The 17528-nt window shown below is 74.5% G+C and carries 7 protein-coding genes; all 7 read right to left on the bottom strand.

Annotation, left to right across the window (positions count from 1 at the left end; genetic code table 11):
* Positions 1–28: 28 nt before the first annotated feature.
* Genes AB0B72_RS12550 through AB0B72_RS12580 form a run of 7 tightly spaced genes read right to left on the bottom strand, consistent with a single transcriptional unit; the run spans position 29 to position 17205 of the window.
* Positions 29–1420 (bottom strand): condensation domain-containing protein, encoded by a 1392-nt coding sequence (locus AB0B72_RS12550; protein WP_367738728.1) that lies wholly within the window; start codon positions 1418–1420, stop codon positions 29–31.
* Positions 1417–1671, bottom strand: coding sequence for an acyl carrier protein (locus AB0B72_RS12555; protein ID WP_367738729.1), 255 nt, complete (start codon positions 1669–1671; stop codon positions 1417–1419). Before AB0B72_RS12555 ends, AB0B72_RS12550 begins: the two co-directional genes overlap by 4 nt.
* On the bottom strand, positions 1668–3287 hold the full coding sequence (locus AB0B72_RS12560) for a condensation domain-containing protein (protein ID WP_367738730.1): 1620 nt from the start codon (positions 3285–3287) through the stop codon (positions 1668–1670). The genes AB0B72_RS12555 and AB0B72_RS12560 overlap by 4 nt, the downstream gene beginning before the upstream one ends.
* A 1-nt stretch (position 3288) precedes the next feature.
* On the bottom strand, positions 3289–5013 hold the full coding sequence (locus AB0B72_RS12565) for a class I adenylate-forming enzyme family protein (RefSeq protein ID WP_367738731.1): 1725 nt from the start codon (positions 5011–5013) through the stop codon (positions 3289–3291).
* Entirely contained in the window at positions 5010–5189 is a 180-nt protein-coding gene (locus tag AB0B72_RS12570; RefSeq protein ID WP_367738732.1) for an MbtH family protein, read from the bottom strand. The genes AB0B72_RS12565 and AB0B72_RS12570 overlap by 4 nt, the downstream gene beginning before the upstream one ends.
* Entirely contained in the window at positions 5189–10894 is a 5706-nt protein-coding gene (locus AB0B72_RS12575; protein ID WP_367738733.1) for an amino acid adenylation domain-containing protein, read from the bottom strand. Before AB0B72_RS12575 ends, AB0B72_RS12570 begins: the two co-directional genes overlap by 1 nt.
* Positions 10891–17205 (bottom strand): amino acid adenylation domain-containing protein, encoded by a 6315-nt coding sequence (locus tag AB0B72_RS12580; protein WP_367738734.1) that lies wholly within the window; start codon positions 17203–17205, stop codon positions 10891–10893. Before AB0B72_RS12580 ends, AB0B72_RS12575 begins: the two co-directional genes overlap by 4 nt.
* Positions 17206–17528 lie beyond the last annotated feature (323 nt).

The raw sequence follows: 17528 nt of genomic DNA on the forward strand, positions 1-17528 counted from the left end.
GTGGCGGCACATGTGGCGGCGCGGTCGTCTAACCGATGGCGGCGTCGACCACGAGCCTTTCCACCTCCGGCAGGAAGGCGCCGAGGTCGGCGGGGGCGACGTACCGGGTGTCGGCGGTGACCATGAGGCGCAGCCGGCCGGGCTCGCCGGTCACGTGGACGCAGAACCGGCAGTTGAGGTCGTCCAGCCCGCTTTCCGGCCCGTGCTCCGTGAGCGGGAGCGCCGCCCGGATGTCCCCGGCGTCCGCCAGTTCACCGGCCGGGGTGACGCCGTCCACCGGCCGCTGGTCGTTGAAGCAGCACAGCGGGTCGGCGCCCGCGAGGCGGCGGTTCAGCTCCGCCTGGTCGTAGTACGCGTGCCGGTAGGCCCGCAGGGCCGCCCCGCGGGCCGTCGTCATCAGGTCGTGGAACGGCCGGTCGAGGTCGCCGGGTGTCAGGGCGAACAGCCCGAGCTGGGCGAGCGAGGTCACCAGATCCCTGTCCCCGGGGCGGAAGCGGTTGTTGACGAGCGGCGTCATCGCGGCGGCGGGCCGCCCGGCGACCAGCCCCGATCGCGCGCACGCCGCCGTCAGCAGGACCGTCGAGGTGCTCACGCCGTAGCGGGCGGCGAGGACGCGGCTCGCCCGGTCGAGCGCGGGCGACACCAGCGCCGCCCTCTGGTAGCGGAACCCCGCGGCGGCGTCTCCCCTGCCGACATCCCGGCCGTCCTCCGCGACGGGGCCTGTGCCGGTGTTCCCGTGGCCGTTCCCCCTGGCGCTCCCGGCGGTGTCGGCGGGGATGTCGAACAGGGGGCCGCCGAGGTCGCGCATGTGGTGCTCCCAGAAGTCCACGGCCCGGTCGCTCCGCGACTTGTCCTCGGCGTCCTGGCGCGCCACCAGGTCCCTGAGCTGGGCGGGCCTGCCCGGCACGGCGCCACGGAGGAGGGCCAGCCGCAGGTCCCGCGCGACGACGTCCCCGGCGTGCCCGTCGGCCGCGACATGGCAGAACGTGAGGACCACGTGCCGGGCGGCGCCGTCCCGCGTCACCACGCCGGCCCTCAGCGGCCAGTCCTCCGCCGGCTCGAACCGGATCCCGGCCAGCCGCTCCGCGAGCCGCCCCGCGCTCTCCTCCGCCTCGTCGGCGACCTCCACCGGGATCGCGCCCGCCGATCCCACCACCTGGTACGGCTCCCCGCCGCCGTCGAGGCGCACCCGTGTGCGCAGGGAGTCGTGCCGGGCGGCGACCATGGCGACCGCGCGGGCCACCGCCTCCGGGGGGAGGGCTCCGGCGCCCTTCGGCACCGGGACGGTCCTGGTGAAGTTGAAGTACCGGTCGCCGGGCGGGCCGACCTGCCGCATCGCCCCCCAGATGGACCGCTGGCCCCAGGCGAGCGGCCCCGCCCATTCGGGGAGGGGCGACTCGAACGCGGCCCCCGTGATCACGCCGCCCGCTCGCTCACGTAGCGGGCGAGATCCGCCAGGCTTCCCAGATTGTCGACGTACCCGTTGAGGTCCACCTCCAGGCCGAACTCGTCCTCGATCGCGTCGAGGAGCCGGAGCTGAGCCAGGGAGGTGACGCCGAGCGCCGCGAGCGAGCAGTCGGCCGCCGAGATCTCCGCGGCGGAGATCTCCCCGTCGCACGCCTCCGAGATCATCGCCGCCAGCCGTGCGCTGAGATCGGCATGGGTGGTCATGACGCCTCCTGGAGTTCGGTGATCGCCTCGACGACTCCGGCGATCGTGGGGGTGTCGAAGAAGACGTCGATGTCCAGCTCGACGCCGTACCGCTTCCGTACCCGCGCGACGATCTGCATGATCGCGATCGAGTGGCCACCGAGGTCGAACAGGTCCTCGTCCGGCCCGATCTCGTCGATTCTGAGCACGTCGCACCAGATGCGCGTCACCTCGCCGGTGAGGTCGTGATCGGCCGGGCCCGCCTCTCCCCGCTCGGCCGGCGGGGTGATCAGGGGCACGGGAGGCGCCACCGCCTGTACGACCGGCCGGGGCAGCCGCAACTCTGCCAGCGGCGTGTCCGCCCCGGCCGCCTGCTCCACGACCGCGCTCAGCGCCCGGGCGACGAGCTCCGCGTCCCCGGCCGTCACCGCCCGGGGGTTGTAGCGGAGGTACGCGTCCACGGAGCCGGGACCCTCGACGGCCTGCAGGTGCAGCGCGCCCCGGACGCCGCCGGCCCACGCCGCCCAGTCGACGGCGGCGGAGAGCCCCGGGAATTCCGGGACCTCTCCACGGCGGCGGTAGCTGAACGACACCGGAGCGAGGGACGCCCGGGGCGAGACGCCGCCCACGGCGAGGGGCAGCGGCACCTCGCGGAAGCCGTACACGGCCCGCAGCTCGGCCCGGACGGCGCCGGCCAGCTCCCGGAGCGTGCCCGCGGGGCGGGTGACGACGGGCAGCTCGTTGACGAAGAGCCCGACGATCCGCTCGGTCTCCGGACGCCGGGTGGACAGGTCGGCCGCCACCGTGACCTCGTCCGCGCCGTAGGCGTGCAGGACCGCGTGCATCGCCGTCATCAGCAGCTCGAACGTCGTGACTCCGAGCTCCCCCGCGCGGGCGGCCGTCCCCGGCGGCAGTGACAAGGCGATGGAGTTGCCGGGCCCTGCCCGGCGGGGCGCCGCCGCGAAACCGCCGGGCAGCGGCACACCGTCGGGGTCGTGCCAGCGTGGCGCCCAGAACCGGGCGGCCGCCTCCCTGGCCGCCTCCACCCGCTCACGCTCGGCCCGGACGACCTCCGCGAGCGACGGACAGCCCGGCGGGGTCTCGGAGGGCGTGGCCTCTCCGCGGACGCGGGCCGCGTACTCGGCGGCGAGGGCGGCGACGACCAGATCCTTGGAGACGCCGTCGAAGACGAGGTGGTGGGCGACGAACACCAGCAGGTGCCGATCGGGGCCGAGCGCGGCCAGGCGGAACCGGGCGAGCGGCCCGCGAGCGATGTCGAACGGACGGCACGCCTCCGCCTCGACGAGTTTGTCCGGGTCCTCCCCCGGCGGCGGGTCGCCGTGGTCGACCGCCGGACGGGTGGCCGCCTCCGTCACGACCACCTCCCCGCCGGACTCCCGGAGCGCGTGACCCAGCGCCTCGTGCCGGTCGAGCACGGCGGCACAGGCGCCCAGCATGGCCGGGACGTCCAGCGGTCCCTCCAGAGTGAGAGGGAGCGGCATGTGGTACGTGCTCCCTGCTCCGGCGAGCTCGGTGATCCACATGCCCTGCTGGGCGTAGGACGCCGGATGCGACCGCTCCGGGGACGGCGGGCGGGATCCGATGCCGGCCCCGGACCGGGGCGCCGAGTGGGACATGTCAGCCGTCTCCTTGTGTCCGCGGCCCCGGAAGGGCGCCGTCCGCCGTGCCAACCGCCGTGCCAACAGGGCCAACCGCAGGGGCCGTCGCAGGGCCGACCGCCGTGCCGGCCCCTGCACCGACTGCTGAGCCGTCCGCCGTGCCGGCCGGTGCGCCGTCCCCCGTTCCCGCATCCGGCTGGATGGTCATCCCGGCGGCCAGCTCACGTTTCAGCACCTTCCCGCCCGTGTTGCGGGGCAGCGCGTCGAGGAAGGCGAACCGCGCGGGGATCTCGTGGCGGGCGAGCCGCGCGGCCAGGAAGCCCCGGAGCTCGGCGGAGGTCACCGGCTCGCGCAGCACGACGGCCGCCGCGACGGCCTTCCCGAGAGCCGGGTGCGGCACGCCGAACGCCGCGGCCTCGGCGACGGCCGGGTGCTCGTACATCGCCGCTTCCACCTGCAGCGTCGAGACCTTGAACGCCCCGCTCTTGATCACGTCGGACTCGCGGTCCACCAGGTAGAGGTAGCCGTCCTCGTCGACGTAGCCGAGGTCGCCCATCCTGACCCAGCCGGCCCGGAAGGTCTCGTCGCTGGCCTGCCGGTCGCCGTAGTAGACCCGCTGCTGTGCGGGCGAACGCAGCCAGACCTCGCCCGTACGCCCGGGGGGCAGCGGCTCGCCGTCCTCACCTGCCACCCGGATGGCGCATCCGGCGGCCGGACGGCCGAGCGCCCCCGGGCGGCCGGGATCGAAGACCATGATCGTTTGCGCGGGGGCCGCCTCGGTCGAGGTGTAGTAGTTGGTGATCATGGCGTTCGGGAAGGCCTGGGCGAGCTCGGCAGCCACGGCGGGCGGCAGCGGCGCGGCGGCCGACCCGAGCAGCAGCACGCTGGACATGTCGTGGCGCAGCGCGATGCCCGAGCTCAGCAGCTCACGCGCCATGGCGGGCACGAGGAAGACCGTGCCCGCCCGGTGCCGCTCGATCAGCTTGCCGAAACGCGCGGGCGTGAACGCCGGCAGAGTCAGCACGGCGGGCTTGGCGTCCAGCGCGGTGATCAGCATCATCTGGCCCGCGTTGGTCCCGATCGGGAAGGCGTGCAGGAGGTGCCGGGAGTGCGCGAACGGCCGCATCCGCCGCTCCGGGACACAGCCGAAGGTGAGGTTGGCGTGCGTGGCCGCCACGCCCTTCGGCGTCCCGGTCGTGCCGGACGTGTAGAGGATCTGGGCCAGGTCCCCCGGCCGCACCTGGACCTCCGGAAGCGGCCCGCCCGAGCCGCCGGGTCCGTCGATCTCCCCGGCCGCGATGACCGTGACGCCGTCGGGCGCCTCGGCCGCCAGCACCTTCGGCGCCCCCGTTCCGTGCACGAGCGCCGCGGCCGAACAGTGCCCGGCCATGCCGCGCAGGGCGGGCGGCGCCAGCCGGTCCGACAACGGGACGGCCACCGCGCCCGCCTTCTGCACGGCGCAGTACGCGACGGCGAACTCGATCCACTCACGGGGCTCGAACAGCAGCCCGACCCGGTCCCCCGGCCTGACGCCCCGGCCGGCCAGCGCCGTGGCGGCGGCATCCGACCTGCCGTCCCACTCGGCCAGCGTCATCGACCCGTGGCCCTCCACGACGAGCGCCACCTTGCCGGGCTCCGCGGCGGCCCGCCGCGCCAGAAGCTCCGGCACCGTGAGCGGCCCGGCGGGCGCCTCGCCCCGACGGCGCCCCGCACCGCCGTCAGGACGCCCGGCGGCGGCGGTCACCGCTCCTGCCTCAGGCTGCGCGGACGCATGTCGGTCCAGACCTCGTCGATGTGGGCGAGGCACTCCTCGCGGCTGCCCGCGAACCCCTCGGGCCGCCAGCCGTCGGGAACGGCCCGGTCGGCGGGCCACAGGGAGTACTGCTCCTCGTCGTTGACGACGACACGGTGGCTGCTCATCAGGTCTCCTTGTCCGCACTGTTCCCGTTGTCCGCACTGTTCCCGTTGTCCGCATTGGTTCCGGCCGCCGAGCGCGTGGGCTCGGGACGGCCGTCCGGTGTCCTGGCGCGGAGTGACTCCACGCCCACGAGGTCGTCGGGAAGCGCGTCCGGCATCTCGTCGTCGAACCGCGCCAGGACCGGGACGCGCAGCGCGGCCAGCGCGGTCGCCGCCATGCCGACGGCGAGGCAGACGTAGAGGAAGCCGATGCCCCGGCCCGGGCCGGCGCCGATGACCGCGCCGACCGTACCCGACAGCGCGCCGCCCCGGGCGAGCAGCGGCTCCAGCAGCGCCGAGCCGTACGGCGCGACGAGCCCGAAGCCGATCGGCAGCGTGGACCAGGCGATCAGCGTGTTGAGCGCGATGACCCGCCCGTGGAACCGCTGTGGCACCTTGACCTGGATGATCGTGGCGTATATGCCGTTCAGCAGGGTCAGCCCGAGCGACATCCCGAACGCGCCGGCCGCGATGACGGCGAGATTCGCCCGCGCCCCCGTCAGCAGGCAGAACGCGGCGAGCACCAGTGTGGAAAGGAGCACGCCGCGCAGGCGGCGGTGCCGGGGGCCGCCCCAGACGATCATCAGCAGCCCGCCGGTGAACACTCCGGCGCCGCCCGCGAAGGCCACCCGGCCGACGTCGGCGAGCGTCGCCTGCGCCAGCACCAGCGGCGACAGCATGAGGAACAGCGGCGACAGGAAGATGTTCAGCACGGCGAAATAGACCAGCATGCCGCGGAACGGCCGCCGGTCCCAGACGAGGCGGAAGCCGCCCTTGATCTCCTCCAGCACCGTCTCCCTGCGCCGCCAGGCCATCGCGGCCGGGAAGCGCACCAGCAGCACGGTGAGGAACGCGACCGTGTAGCTGGCCACGTCGAAGACGAGGATGCCCTCCAGCCCGACCGCGGCCATCAGCCCCACCGCCACGAGGGGCACCACGAGCTGCGCGACGCCGAAGGCCGTCTGCACGACGCCGTTGGCATGCCCGAGGTAGCGCTTGGGCACGAGCTGCGGGACGGCCGAGCCGTACGCGAGACGCTGGAAGGTCAGCGCGAGCGACAGGCACACGAGCAGCGGGTAGATGTGCCAGATGTGCAGGTTGCCGGTCCACAGCAGTGTTCCCAGCGCGAGCTGGGTGAGGCCGGCCGCGCCGTCGCCGGCGAGCATGACCCGGCGGCGGTCGTACCGGTCGACGATCGCCCCCGCGAGGGGTGCGACCAGCATTCCGGGCACCAGGCCGAGCACGGCGAACAGCGCGAAGCTCACCAGCGACCCGGTGGTCAGGTAGATCCACAGCGGGATGGCGAACTCGGTGAGGGCCGACCCGGTGATGGAGACGAGCTGGCCGGCGGCGACCACGAGAAAGCGCCGCATGCTGGGCGGAGGGCCGGAGCGCGTGAGCACCGGAGCGCCGGGGGCGGCGCGGGAGACGCCGTGCAGCCACCACGTCGCGCCCTCCCGGCGTTCGTACGGCGTGGTCTCGCCGTTCTCGACGGCCGGGTGGATCTCCGTGACGATTCTGGCCAGCTCGTCCGCGCGGTACTTCATGGAGAAGTGCCCGGCCTCGTCGAGCACGACGGCGGCCGTCACACCCGCGACCTGGTGCCATTCGCGGTACCGCTCCTGGTAGAACTCGGTCGCCGGGTCGCGCTCCCCCACGACCGAGATGACCGGAGCGGAGACGACCGGAGCGCGAGGCGGCCCGGCGCCGTCGCCATGCCCGGCGCCGTCGCCATGCTCGGTGCCCCCAGCGTGCTCGGCGCTTGCGGGGCGTTCGCTCGCGGCGTGTTCGGCGAACAGCCGGGTGAAGTAGCGCTCGGCGTCCTTCGTGCCCTCCCTGCGATTGCGGATGATCAGCTTGAGCTGGTCGGGGTCGAACTCCTCGGCGTCCATGCCCGACGCGGTCAGCGCGTTGGCCATGGCCTGGTCCCCGCGGAGCCGGTCCATCCAGTCGGCGAGACGGGCCATGCCGCCGCCGGGCCGGGCGAACGGGAAGCTGCCGCCCAGGTAGACGGCCTCGACCCGGCGTCCGGCGGCTTCCAGCCTCCTGGTGATCTCGACCGTGATCATCACGCCGAGCCCGCAGTGGCCGTAGAGGACGAGCGGGCCGTGGACGGTCTCCAGGATCTCCTGGACGCAGCGGGAGGCCAGCTCCTCCAGCGGCACCGGCTCTTCACCCAGCTCGTGCCCGGGGACGGCTATGGAGTGCAGCGCCCACCCTTCGGGCAGCGCGTCGGCCAGCGGCTTGTAGATCAGCGCGTTCCCGCCGCCGTACGGCGCGCAGACGATCGACGCCGTGGCCGGGCGGTCGGGGGTGAGCCGGTGCAGCAGCCCGCCGGAGCTCCCGGCTCCGGACTCCAGCAGCAGGGCGAGCTCCCGCACCGTACGGTGCCGGAACAGGTCCATGACCGTGACGGGACGGTCCGGCACCAGCCTGCGCAGCCGCGCGACGACCCGCATTGCGAGCAGGGAGTGGCCCCCGGCGTCGAAGAAGTTGTCGAGCGCCCCCACGCGCTCGACGTCGAGGACCTCGGCCCATATGCCGGCGACGTCCGTCTCCATCGGCGTCCCGGGAGCCACGTACCCCTCGCCGGACGCCGCACCGGGATCGGGCAGCGCCACTCGGTCGACCTTGCCGTGGGACTTCAGCGGCAGCCGGTCGAGCCGGACGAACTTCGCGGGGATCATGTATTCGGGGAGCCGCTCGCGCAGGCCGCCCCGCAGGTCCTCGTCGGGAGGGACGTCCCCGGTCAGGTAGGCGACGAGCCGGCCGCCCCTCAGATCGGCGGCGGCCTGGGTGACGCCGGGCAGCCCGGCCAGGACCGACTCGACCTCGCCGAGCTCCACCCGGTATCCCCGGATCTTCACCTGGAGGTCACGGCGGCCGAGGAACTGCAGGTCGCCGCCGGGGAGCCACCGGCCCATGTCGCCGGTGCGGTACATCCTGCCGCCCGGCTCGCCGTACGGGTCAGGGAGGAACCGGTCGGCGGTCATGCCGGGCCGCCCCAGATAGCCGCGCGCGAGGCGCCCGCCGCCGAGGTGGATCTCCCCGGCCACGCCCGGCGGGACGGGCCGCAGCCGCTCGTCGAGCACGTACACCCGCGCTCCCGGCAGGGGCCGGCCGATCGGCAGCGTGGCCCCGCCGGCCGCCTCGTCCCCGGTGGCCGGGTCGACGGCGAGGGTGGTGACGCCGACGGTCGCCTCGGTCGGTCCGTAGTGGTTGGCGACCGCGCACCCGCCGGCCGACTCTCCCGCCGAGGCCAGGTCGCGCGCCCACTCCCAGCCCGACGCCTCGCCGCCGAGGAGCAGCAGCCGCCGGGGCAGCAGGTCCCCCGGCTCGGCCTCCGCGAGCAGGGCGGCGAGATGCGACGGGGTGATCTTGAGGTAGTCGATGTCACGGAGCCGGCCGGCCAGATCGGGCGCGGACGTCCGCGAGGGGATGAGGTGCAGCCGGCCGCCGGTCATCAGCGACAGGTAGAAGACGGTCACCCCGAAGTCGAACGCGAGCGACTGGAGCAGGGCGAACGACGCTCCCTCGGGCACGTCGAACCGCGCCCGGACCCCGGCGAGGTACGCCACGACCTCCCGGTGCTGCACCGCCACGCCTTTGGGGCGGCCGGTGGTGCCGGAGGTGTAGACGACGTACGCCAGGTTCTCCGGCCGTACGTCCACCGCGACGGCGTCCTCCCCGCCGTCGCCGTCTTCCAGGTCGAGCGGGTCCACGACGGCGAGGCCCCGGGTGAACGGGAGGCGGGCGGCCAGCTCGGGCGTGGTGACGATCACCCGCGCGCCCGCGTCGGCCACCATGTACGCCAGCCGTTCCTCGGGCTGCTCGGGGTCGAGCGGCACGTAGGCGCCGCCGGACCGCAGGACGCCGATCACGGCCTGGGCCAGCTCGACCGACTGTTCCAGGCAGATCGCCACCCGGTCGTCGGGCCGCACCCCCAGGCCGCGCAGGCGCGCGCCGAGCCGGGACGACGCCCGGTCCAGCTCCGCGTACGTCATCGAACGGCCGCCGCACACGACGGCCGTCGCCCCGGGCGCGGCGGCGGGCAGCTCGTGCAGCAGTGCCGCGGCGGGAGCCGGGGCGTTGTCCGGCGTGCCGAACCCGAGGACCTGGCGCTCCTCCTCCGGGGAGATCATGGCGAGCGTGGAGACCGGGGCCGACGGGTCCGCGGTGATCGATCGCAGCAGGATCTCCAGGTGCCGCGCCATCCGCTCGATCGTCGCCGGGAGGAACAGCGCGGTCCGGTACGCGAACGCGCCGATCAGCCCGCCGGGGGTCTCGGTCAGGTAGAGCGCCAGGTCGAAGCGGGTCGCCGACGTCTCGAAGGGGAACCCCGACACCGCCGGGTCGCGTCTGCCGTCGTAGTTCTGCAGGGACAGCAGCACCTGGAAGACCGGCGAGCGGCTGACGTCGCGCTCGACGCCGAGCTCGTTGACGAGCTGGTCGAACGGCAGCTCCTGGTGGGCGTAGGCGTCGAGCGCGGTCTCCCGCACGCGGGCCAGCAGCTCGGTGAAGGAGGGGTCGCCCGCCATCCGCGCCCGCATGGGCAGGGTGTTGACGAACAGCCCCACCAGGTTCTCCAGCTCAGGGAACGGCCGTCCGCTGACCGGGGAACCCACGGCGAAGTCCGTCTGCCCGCTGTAGCGGGCCAGGAGCACCTGGAAGGCCGCGAGCAGCGCCATGTACGGCGTCGCGTCGCATGAGGCGGCGAGCGCCGAGACGGTCGCGCTCAGCTCGGCGTCCATCGTGAACGCGTGGCCCGCTCCCGCGAAGTCCTGCTCGGCGGGCCGGGGCCGGTCGGCGGGCAGATCGAGCGGCTCGATCCCGGCCAGCGTCTCACGCCAGTAGGCCACGTCGCGCTCGTGGGCCGGCCCCGCCGCCCGTTCCCGGTGCCACGCCGCGTAGTCGCCGTACTGGACCGGCAGCGAGGGCAGCTCGGGCCGCCCGCCCGACAGGTGCGCGTCGTGGAGCGCCAGGATCTCGCGGAGCAGGATCTCGCACGACCAGCCGTCGGTGACCATGTGGTGCGCGCACAGCACGAGCACGTGATCGTCCTCGCTCAGCCGTACGGCCAGCACACGCAGCAGCGGCCCGGTGACGAGGTCGAACGGGCGGCCGATCTCCTCCTGGACGGCCCGTCTCGCCCGGCTCTCCCGCTCGGCGGCGCCCGCCTCGGCGTCGACGGCGACCCGGCGAAGCTCGACGGCGGGATCGCCGTCGACCACGACCTCGGGACGCCCGTCGTCGGTGGTGACGAACCGCATGCGCAGGCTCTCGTGGCGCGCCACGACGTCACGCAGAGCGAGGCGCAGCGCGTGGTCGTCGAGGCGCCGCCGCACGCGCACCGAGAGCGGCACGACGTACGCGGCCGTCCCCGGGAGGTACTGCTCCAGGAACCACAGCCGCTCCTGGGCGTGCGAGAGCGGCGGCGCCGTGCCCGGGGGGCGCGGGCCGATCGTGGTCGCGCTCGTGCGGCGGCGCAGCCGCTGGGCCAGCAGCGCCTGCTTGGCCGAGGAGAGCCCGGCGCCACCGCCGGCCGCCGTGCCGGGAGCGTTCCCGCCCGCGCCAGGGGCCGTAGCGGGGGACGCGGCACCGCTCACGTCCGCGGGCGCCAGGGCGTGCGGGGCGGCCGGTGTCGCGGCCTCCGCGTGTGTGTCCGTCATGGCGTCCCCATCGGGTCCAGGAGGAGCCGTGCCTCCTCGTCGGTCATCTCCGCCAGCTCGGCCATCAGCAGCTCCTCGACGGCTGCGGCCAGATCCGCCGCCGTACGGCGCGCGAACAGCGTGCGGATCGGCACGTCGACCTCGGCGAGCGCGCGCAGCCGTGCCGCGACCCGGACGGCGAGCAGCGAGTGGCCGCCGAGGCGGAAGAAGTCGTCGAACGCCCCCACCCGGTCGATCCCCAGCACCTCCGCCCACACGTCGGCGACGAGCGCCTCGGCGTCGGTGCGCGGCGCCACGAACTCCCGCTCCCGCTCCGGCCCGGGATCGGGCAGGGCCCGGCGGTCGACCTTCCCGCCCGCCGTGCGGGGCAGCGCGTCCATCCGTACGAACACGTCCGGCACCATGTACGGCGGGAGCGCGGCGGCGGCATGGGCGCGCAGGCCGTCGGTGGCGGCCGCGCCGGCGACGTAGGCGACGAGGATCTCGCCTGCTGCCACGACGGCCGCCTCCGTGACGTCCGGGTGGGACAGCAGCCGCGCCTCGACCTCCCCCGGCTCGATCCTGAAGCCGCGGACCTTCACCTGCTCGTCGAGCCGCCCGAGAAATTCCAGCCGCCCGCCGGGCAGCCACCGCACACGGTCGCCGGTCCGGTACAGGCGCCGTCCCGGCTCGCCGTACGGATCGGGGACGAACCGCTCGGCGGTGAGCGCGGGCCGCCCGGCGTAGCCGCGCGCCACCCCGGCGCCGCCGATGTGCAGGTCGCCGGGGGCGCCGGGAGGCACCGGCCGGCCGTGCTCGCCGAGCACGTGGGCGGTGGTCCCGGCGACGGGCCTGCCGATGGGGGGCCGGCCGCCGGCCTCCACGTCGCCGGTGGTCGCGATGATGGTCGTCTCGGTCGGGCCGTAGGTGTTGACCAGGCGGACCCGGCCGCCGAACCGCTCTCGCCAGCGCGCCACCTGGTCGGCTCGCGCCTGCTCCCCGCCGATGACGACCAGCCGCAGCGCCGGTGGCCAGGCGATCTCGCCGGCCATGTCCACGAGGCGGTGCCAGTAGGCCGTGGGCAGGTCGAGCACGGTGACGCGGCTCCCGGCGGGCGAGGCGAGGTGGTCCGGCAGGGTGACGGCTCCGCCGGGCAGCATGACGACGGTCGCGCCCGCCGCGAGGGCCGGGAAGATCTCCTCGGCGTGGGTGTCGAAGCTCGGCGAGGCGAACTGGACGACCCTGTCGCCGGGGCGCAGGCCGTAGGCGTCGCGCATCCACGCCACCCGGGCGGCCAGGCCGCCGTGCTCCACGACGACCCCCTTGGGCGCGCCGGTCGAGCCGGAGGTGTGGATCAGGTACGCCGCTCCGAGCGGATGGGGGGGCCGGAACTCCACCGGCTCGGCGTCCGGAGGCGTGACGGGGTCCACGATCGGCACGGTGGACGGAAGCGGCGTGCCCGCGCGGGCGACGACGGCCGTCGCGCCGGCGTCGGCGATCAGGTGGGCGAGCCGCTCGGCCGGGTAGCCGGGATCGAGCGGCAGGTACGCCGCGCCCGCGTGCCATGCGGCGAGCAGCGCGACGGCCCTGTCGGCCGAGGGGCCGAGGCAGACGCCCACGACGTCGTGCCCGGTCAGCCGTGCCGCGAGCGTCCTGGCCCGCCGGTCCAGCTCGGTGTGGCTCAGGCGCTCTTCGCCGCACTCCACGGCCGTCGCCCCTGGATCGCGGGCCGCCGCCGCGGCGACCATCTCGGGCACGCTTGCCGTGGCCGGGGCGGCGGGGCCGCGCGACAACTCCTCCAGGTGGGCCGTGTCAGCCGGCGTCAGCACCGGCAGGCCGGACACGCGGGTGCCGGGATCGTCGGGCAGCGCCCGGAGCAGGAGCTCGAAACGGGCGGCGATCGCCTCGACCGTGGCGGCGGACAGCACACCGGTGTCGTGGCCGAACCTGAGACTGAGGCCGCCGTCGTGCCGCCACACATCCAGCATCAGGTCGAGCTTCGCCTGCGCGAAGCCGTCGGGGAACAACTCGGCCCGCAGATCCGCGAAGGAGCGGCGGGCGCCGCCCGTCCCCGTGTGGGTGTCCTGGCTGTGCAGGATCAGCATGGTCTGGAAGAGCGGCGTCCTGCCGGTGTCGCGCTCGACGTCCAGCTCGGCCAGCAGCGCCTCGAACGGGAGCTCCTGGTGGCCGAACGCGTCAAGGACCGACTTCCGCGTACGGCGGAGCAGCTCGCCGACGGTCGGGTCGCCGCCGAGCTCGGACCGCAGGACGAGGGTGTTGGTGAGGTAGCCGACCAGCGGTTCCAGCTCCGGGAGGTCGCGCCCGGCGGTCGGCGACCCGACCGCGAAGTCGTCCCGGCCCGTGTGGGCGGCGAGCAGCACCTGGTAGGCCGCGAGGAGCACCATGAACAGCGTCGCGCCCTGCTCGCGCCCGGCCGCCTCCAGCCTGTCCGCCAGGCCGGCCGGCAGGTGCATGTGGTGGAACGCGCCCCGCCCCGCCCCGCGGCCGCCGTCCTTCCCTCCGATGGGGGCGTCCGGGACGAAGTCGGCGGGAAGCTCAAGCGGGGGCACCCCGTCGAGCCTGTCGCGCCAGTAGGCGAGCGCGTCCTCCGTCCGCCGCGCCCGCTGCCAGGCGGCGACGTCGCCGTACTGCACAGCGAGCGGCGGCGGGCCTTCATCCGGCCCGGCGACGTAGAGGGCGGCGAGGTCATCGAAGATGACGTTCAGCGACCATCCGTCGCCCGCGATGTGGTGCGCCACCACGCACAGCACGTGGTCGTCCGGGGCGAGCCGCACGACGCTCACCCGCAGCGGCGGGGCGGCGGCCAGGTCGAACGGCGCGTTGACCCGCTCGGCCACCAGCGCCTCGGCCTGCGCCTCGCCGGACGCCGCGGTCCACTCGACCGCGACGGGCGCGGGGGGCTCGACCGTGGCGAGCGGCCTGCCCTCGTCGTCGGGATAGCGGGTGCGCAGCGTCTCGTGCCGGACCACCAGGCCGTCGAACGCCCGGCCGAGCGCCTCCCGGTCCAGGAGGCCGCGCAGGCGGCGGACCAGGAAGATGTTGTAGGACGCGTCGGCGGGGTCGAGGCGGTGCAGGAACCACAGGCGCTCCTGCGCGGCGGACAGCGGCGGCGCCGTCCCCTCCGGTCGCGGCGCCGGCCGGCCCTCTTCGCCCGTCGCCCGGTCCCAGCCATACTGGCCGGCGAGGACCCGGGCGAAGCCCTCGACGTCCGGGTGGGCGAACAACTCGCGCACCGGGACGGCGGCACCGAGCCGGGCGACCACCCGGGTCGCGAGCAGCGAGTGGCCGCCGAGCGAGAAGAAGTCGTCCTCGGCGGTGACGTCACCGACGCCGAGCACGTCGGCGAACACCTCGGCCACCCGGCGCTCGGCGGGGGTGTCCGGCCGCCGTCCCGATCCGCCGCCCGACGGCCCGTACGCGGGCGACCCGGTGGGACTCGGCGGCTCCGGGAGCGCCCTGCGGTCCACCTTCCCGTTGGGGGTGAGCGGCAGCGCGTCCATCGGCACGAGGACCGACGGCACCATCCATGCCGGGAGGCGGGCGGCGAGGGCGTCGCGGTCCGCCTCGCCGACCACGTAGGCGACCAGCCGCTCGCCGCGGACCGCGACGACGGCCTGCCGTACCAGCGGCTGCGACTCCAGAGCCGCCTCTATCTCGCCCGGCTCGATCCGGTGGCCGCGCAGCTTCACCTGGTCGTCGGCCCGCCCCAGGTAGTCGAGCGTGCCGTCGGGCCGTGCCCGCACGACGTCGCCGGTCCGGTAGAGGCGGCCGCCGGGCGGCCCGAAGGGGTCGGGGACGAACCGCTCCGCGGTGAGCGCGGGCCGCCCGAGGTAACCGTCGGCGACGCCAAGGCCGCCGATCAGCAGCTCGCCGGGAACGCCCAGGGGGACCAGTGCGAACCGGTCGTCGGTCACGTACACCTGCGTGTTGCCGATGGGCCGTCCGATGGAGACGGAGGCGAACCGCTCCGGCACCTCCCAGGCCGTGGACCAGATCGTCGTCTCGGTCGGCCCGTAGACGTTCAGCAGACGGCGTACGCGCGGCCGGAGGTCACGGGCGAGCGGCGGCGGCAGCGCCTCTCCGCCGACGAGCGCGGTCACCAGGCCGTCCGGCGGGCCGGAGGCGGCGAACCCGGCGTCGAGGAGCACCCGCCATCCCGAAGGGGTCGCCTGCACGTGGGTCACCCCGGATCTCTCGACGAGCCGGGTGAGGGCGACGCCGTCGCGGGCCGCATCCGGGCCGGCCATCACGATCCGCCCGCCGGTGACGAGGGGCAGGTAGAGCTCAAGCCCCGAGATGTCGAAGGACAGCGAGGTGAGCGACAGCCAGACGTCGGACGGCCCGGAGCCGATCAGCCGTCCCATGGCGGTGAGGAAGTTGAGCAGCGCGCGGTGCGGCACGACCACGCCCTTGGGGCGGCCGGTCGAGCCTGACGTGTAGAGCACGTATGCGGGGTCGGCGGGGCCGGGCGGCGTCGGGCGGACGCCGTCCGCAGGCTCGTCCCCGGGCACGCCCCCAGGCATGTCCCCCGGCATGTCCCCGTCCTCCGCGTCGTCCTCGGCGAGCGTGAGGACCAGGGGCCCGCCCGGCCGTCCGGGCGGGCCGGCGGGGAGCGTCCGGTCGCGGTGGTCCACCAGCACGTGGCGGGCTCCGGAGTCGGCGAGCAGCAGGGCGAGGCGCGCCTCGGGATATCCGGGGTCGAGCGGCAGGTAGGCGGCTCCCACCTTCATCGTGCCGAGCAGCCCGGCAAGGGTGAGCGGGGAGCGCTCGGCGAGCACCGCGACGACCGCCCCCCGCCCGGCTCCGGCCGCCGCCAACCGCCGTGCGACGCGGTCGGCGGCGGCGTCCAGTTCGGCGTACGTGAGGCGGTGCGGCCCGCTCTCCACCGCCACCGCGCCCGGAGTCTCCCGCGCCCGCGCCTCGAACAGCGCGAGCGCCGTCGGCTCTTCCGGCAGCGGCATGGCCGTGTCGTTCCACCGCCCGACCAGCAGGTCGCGCTCCGCGCCCGCGACGGGGAGCAGCCCCGACAGCCGCGTCCCCGGCTCGGCGACGGCCTGCTCCAAAACGCGCAGCAGGGCCGTGCCGTAGCCGGCGGCGGTCGCGGCGTCGAACAGGTCGCTGTTGTAGGTCAGCACCAGCCGCCGCTCGTCGTCCTCGCCGAAGACGCCGAGGAGGAGGTCGGTCTGGACGTGGTGATATTCGGCGTCGATCAGCTCGGCCCGCACGCCGGGCAGGCGGATCAGCGTCTCCCCCGTCTCGTGCAGGATGAGCACGGTCTGGAACACAGGTGTGCGGCTGAGGTCGCGCTCGACCTGGATCTCCCTGAGGATCCGCTCGAACGGCACGTCGCGGTGCCGGTAGGCCTGGAGGGTGGTGGAGCGCGCCCGCTTGAGCATCTCCCGGAAGGTGGGGTCGCCGGACACGTCGCCGCGCAGCGCCAGCGCGCCGGCGAACAATCCGACCAGCCGCTCGTGCTCGACGAGGTCGCGGCCGGCGGTGGCCGTCCCGACGCACAGGTCGTGCTGCCCGCTGTATCGGGCGAGCACCGCCTGGTAGGCCGCCAGGAAAACCATGAACAGGGTGCATCGCTCGCCGGCGGCGAGGCGGCGCACCTCGCGCGTCAGTTCCGGCGGCAGCGGAAGGACGAGGTGACCGCTGGCGGTGGTCCGCACGGCGGGGCGCGGCCGATCGGCCGGCAGGTCCAGGACGGGGGTGCCCGACAGCCGCTTCTTCCAGTACTCGAGCGACTCGGCGTCCACCTCCGGGCGGTGGCCGGCGACGTCGAGGAAGCGGGCGGCCGGCGGTGGGAGGGGTGACGGCTTGCCCTCCGTGTGCGCGGCGTAGAGCTCCGCGACCTCCTCAAGGATCACGTTGAGCGACCAGCCGTCGCAGATGATGTGGTGGAGGACCACACACAGGACGTGCTCCCGCTCGGAGACGCGGATCAGCGCGACCCGCAGGAGGGGGCCCTCCGCCAGGTCGAAAGGGCGGTTGGTCCGCTCTCCGACCAGCCGCGCGACGTCCTGCGGCCCGGCGGTCAGGTGCTCGACCCGGAAACGGCCCGGCGCGCCGACGAGTTGCACGGGCCGTCCACCGTCCTGCGGGGACCCGTGCTCGGGGAAGCGCGCACGCAGAGACTCGTGCCGGTCGGCCACGTCCCCGAAGGCACGGTCGAGCGCGGCCACGTCGAGCGGGCCGTACAGGCGGGAGGTGTTGAAGATGTGGTTGGACGGATCGCCGGGTTGCAGGCGGTCCAGAAACCACATGCGCTCCTGGGCGGCAGAGAGCGGATGCGCGTCGTACTGACCCATTGCGTCGATACCCCTGTCAGGCGGGTGGATCGCGTTGGACGGGTGGGCTGCCGGGATGGTGGTGGGCAGTGCCGCAGGGGTGGGCGCGACTCGTGCCAGGGAAGTGGTGCGAGAGACTGGTGGGAACGCTCCCACTTCGCAATCAGGCTAGAGATTACGAACGGTTCACGTCAAGATGTCTACTACGTTTCTGTCTTTATACCGCTTGACGTGCATTTATGCATTTTTATCCGCATATGTAGCGGATTGGAATTGACGACAAGTGTTGACAGCCGTGAGAGCGCTTCCTACGCTCTTGGGAGCGCTCCCACGGCGCTATCGCC

This window comes from Microbispora sp. NPDC049125, from assembly GCF_040802045.1.
Classification (GTDB): Bacteria; Actinomycetota; Actinomycetes; order Streptosporangiales; family Streptosporangiaceae; genus Microbispora.